The sequence below is a fragment of the Microcystis sp. LE19-84.1B genome, assembly GCF_027531875.1.
Classification (GTDB): Bacteria; Cyanobacteriota; Cyanobacteriia; order Cyanobacteriales; family Microcystaceae; genus Microcystis; species Microcystis panniformis.
On sequence record NZ_JAPZSR010000049.1, the window covers coordinates 1 to 2002 of the forward strand.

General features: G+C 45.0%; 3 protein-coding genes. 2 read left to right on the forward strand and 1 reads right to left on the reverse strand.

Annotation, left to right across the window (positions count from 1 at the left end; all coding sequences use genetic code 11):
- Window positions 1-168 precede the first annotated feature (168 nt).
- The gene (panD, locus tag O9324_RS02410; protein WP_052277873.1) at window positions 169-588 is read right to left on the reverse strand and encodes an aspartate 1-decarboxylase; all 420 of its coding nucleotides are present in this window, start codon (window positions 586-588) and stop codon (window positions 169-171) included.
- Window positions 589-625: 37 nt separating this feature from the next.
- On the opposite strand from panD, the gene O9324_RS02415 reads away from it, so the two are divergent.
- Entirely contained in the window at window positions 626-1450 is an 825-nt protein-coding gene (locus tag O9324_RS02415; RefSeq protein ID WP_287725966.1) for a DUF3598 family protein, read from the forward strand.
- A gap of 256 nt (window positions 1451-1706) precedes the next feature.
- The gene (locus O9324_RS02420; RefSeq protein WP_043995933.1) at window positions 1707-2000 is read left to right on the forward strand and encodes a shikimate dehydrogenase; all 294 of its coding nucleotides are present in this window, start codon (window positions 1707-1709) and stop codon (window positions 1998-2000) included.
- The last annotated feature ends 2 nt before the right edge of the window (window positions 2001-2002 follow it).

Below are 2002 nucleotides of genomic sequence, written 5' to 3' on the forward strand. Positions count from 1 at the left end.
CCAAGCTTTTCTGGTCGGAACCCCCTAAGCCGAGTTTTCAAGGTGCTGCGCCGTCCACTTGGTTTTCGAGACTGGCCTTTTAATTCTAACGTAAAGCCAACCTAGAACGGCGGGGTTTCAGACCCAAAATTTCCGATGACGGGAAAGTTAACAAATTGAGGACAAGAATCAGCATTCTTGGCTATAGAATTCCACTCCCCGACCATCACCCCGGGGAATTAGGCTCTGTTCAAAAAATTGCTGACAGCGATTTTCAGCATCAGCGACGAGAACTTTGGCAAAATGACCGTTTTCGAGAACTTCTTGCCTCGGACGTTGTTCGTAGGCATAGATAATCAAAATATCTCCGGGTTGACAGAGCAGCGCCGCACCACCGTTGGGGCAAATTTCCCCAGTTTGGCCCGGAAAAACGTAGGTGGAAAAGCGCTTACCATTGCTAAGATTGACCACATCCACCTCTTCAAGCGGCAAAATGCCGACCCGCTCAATCAATTCTCGATCGATAGTGATACTGCCGACATAATCGACGTTAGCCTCGCTGACGCGCACTCGATGGAGTTTGGCGTGCATTAATCGAATTGTTCCCATGTATTTTGTCCTATTTCCCCCAATTACTTCAATTATTATGCTCTCCCAGTGGGAATGTTTACTCAAAAATCTCGGTCAATGGCAAGGTTCTTTTACCCGTCTGTCTCCCCAAGGCGACTTGATCGAAGATACCCCGACTTTGGTATCTTTGCAAGGCATTAATAATAATCGATCGATTCGTCAATTGGTTCGCCGTCTCTACAGCGATCGAGCGCCGGAAGATTTAATTTTAGAGTATAGTTCTCTCCATCAGGGTATTCTATTTAGCCAGACGGGAGCTTTTTGCCAAGGTTCTTTATATTTTAGTAGTTTTTCCTCACAATTCGGGGCAGAATTTGGCTTAATCTCCGGGGAAAGACGATTAAGAATCGTCCAGTTATTTAATGAACGCTGTGAGTTCGATCGCTTGACTTTAATTCGGGAAAAGTTAGTTGATTCTCAGTCACCAGAAAGAGCGATGTTAACGGTGGAGCAATTACTGGGTCAATGGCGAGGACAAGCGGTGACAACGGGACGGGATTTTTATAATTCTGCTGCCTATTCTACCCATATATCGATCGAGCGTCAGGGGGATAATTATCTCTCGCAAACTTTGACTTTTGGCGATAATCAAATCACTTCTAGCGCTCGTATTGAGGGACAAAGATTGTTGTTTGAAAATAGTCCGCTGCCGGTGCAAATTCTGCTACTGCCCGATGGAGCTTCCTGTAATACACCTCTGAAAATTACTGCTGGTCATCCTTTTGTTTTAGAGGTGGGTTGGTTACTTTCTCCTACTCAAAGACAGCGCTTAATTCGTTCTTATGATCAGAAGGGAGAATGGACAGGTATTACTCTGGTGACGGAGGAAAAGGTGTTTTAAGGGAAAAAGTAAACAGTTATCAGTGAAAAGAAAAGTAAATTCGTAGGTCGGGTTGAGGCAACGAAACCCGACATAAATCCTCGGTGGTTGGGTTTCTACGGCTTAAAGCTTCCCCCCCTTGCCCCCCCGACATCGGGGTAGGGTTGGTAAATTTGTAGAAACCCGACATAAATCCTCGGTGGTTGGGTTGAACGATAGTGAAACCCAACCTACAGCTACAATATTACTAGGCGATCAAATATTCCCGGAAATTCAGATGAGTCAATCCCCCGTCACTATCACCTATTCCCTAGAAACTGTTCTAACAAGAATCGAAGGCAAGTTAGACTCTTTACAGAAAGATGTCGCTGATCTAAAAGTAGATATGGCCGAGGTGAAAACCGAACTCAAAAGTATTGATAGGCGATTGGAAAAAGTAGAGGGAACACAGGACGCTTTAATTCAGGATGTCTCTGACCTTAAGGGAGCAAAATCGTTGATTATTCCCGTGGTAGTGGCAGTATTAACCAGTATTCTGACTCTGCTGGTGCGATCGATCCCGAATCCTTAAAA

Excerpts from the sequence above, each read along its gene's own strand:
- O9324_RS02415 (WP_287725966.1), top strand. The coding sequence starts at position 626 with ATGCTCTCCCAGTGGGAATGTTTACTCAAAAATCTCGGTCAATGGCAA.
- panD (WP_052277873.1), bottom strand. The coding sequence starts at position 588 with ATGGGAACAATTCGATTAATGCACGCCAAACTCCATCGAGTGCGCGTC.
- O9324_RS02420 (WP_043995933.1), top strand. The coding sequence starts at position 1,707 with ATGAGTCAATCCCCCGTCACTATCACCTATTCCCTAGAAACTGTTCTA.